The 1,274-nt window shown below is 49.8% G+C and carries 1 protein-coding gene and 1 pseudogene; both read right to left on the bottom strand.

From position 1 onward, the window contains the following. The coding region (locus K0335_RS22060; RefSeq protein WP_219394154.1) for an Ail/Lom family outer membrane beta-barrel protein at positions 1-560 on the bottom strand (560 nt) is incomplete at its 3' end. A 69-nt stretch (positions 561-629) separates the two neighbouring features. Continuing rightward, a pseudogene (locus K0335_RS22055) lies at positions 630-1,274 on the bottom strand (DUF3672 domain-containing protein); the annotation flags it as partial.

The raw sequence follows: 1,274 nt of genomic DNA, 5'->3' as shown, positions 1-1,274 counted from the left end.
CGCCAGTCACCACTGCCGGAGCCTTCATAAGCAATATCAATGGCCACGGATTCGGTCGGGTTAAACTGCACGCCAGCTCCCCACGCCAGAGACGTGTTGCTGTGGCGACCGTCATCACTTCCGGTCAGCACATCGTGCGTTTTCCCCTTGCTGTCGGTCACCTGCAGATAATCCCCGGAGAAGGTCGAAACACGGCTGTAAGCCACCCCCGCCATCGCATACGCGCTGAACCATTCATTCACGCGCACAGACGGCCCCGCCATCACGCTGAACCAGCGGTTACGCACGGAATCTTCATGCCAGCGGGTATCGCTGTAATGCGTTTTTTGTTCATCTTCTGCGTCGGCATAACTGAAAGACGTAATCAGCCCCAGCGTGTCCGTAAATTCATAACGGTATTTCACGTTAATCCCGTTCAGATTATCGCTGCCGGGTGCGTTCGTACGGGCATGAAGATACCCTGCGCTCAGTGTGGACTGATGTTCAGACGCCCATGCAGGCGCACCGGATACGGCCAGACAGATGGCTGCGGAAAAAATGGCTGCACAAACTTTACGCATAATTACCTCTCGCTTTTCTGCAATAAAAAAGGCGCCATTTCTGGCGCCCGTATTGGGGTTATAAAAATTTCAACTGATACTGATACCGGATGCGGCTTTTTTCGTTACCGAGACCATTAAATCACTGATCCATGTTCTGGGATCTCCACTGCCGCTCGACTGAACTTCAAATGTTAATATTACATCTCCGTCCCCCACTGGCATATCAATGATATTGCTGTACACGACTGTTGTCCTTTTCGAACCACTAGTGGATTTGTCATAGATTACATTGCCATTTTTGCGCACAATTAATCTGCAGGTATCGTAGATATTAGCGCCATCATTTTTACTAAAATATGGTGGTGCACCGTACATGATTGGTTGAATTATAATCTGCCTGTCAAAGGCATGATCGTCCTTAATATGAACGGTAAGTGAACCCTGTGGGTATTCTCCGGGGTGCGGAAATCGATGCCCTGTCGTTTTTACAAAATCACCACGCACCTGGTTAGCATCAAGCATCCCCTTAATAGTACAGCTCTCATTAATCGTGACGTTGTTGAGCGTCCCGGCGTTCGCATTCACACTGCCACTGATATCCGCATTTTTAGCAGTCAGCTTGCCGTCAGGTGTCAGGGAGAATGCCGGAGGATTGCCACCACTGGTAATCGTGGGAGCAATAAGGAACTTGATCAGCGCCTCATTAATAAACGTCTGTCCGCCCTGTGTGAC

Origin of the sequence: Escherichia sp. GZ89 (assembly GCF_019366485.1) — a bacterium.
Classification (GTDB): Bacteria; Pseudomonadota; Gammaproteobacteria; order Enterobacterales; family Enterobacteriaceae; genus Escherichia; species Escherichia fergusonii.
Note: the sequence above shows the minus strand (reverse complement) of the source record. Positions and strands in the feature narration are given on the sequence as shown.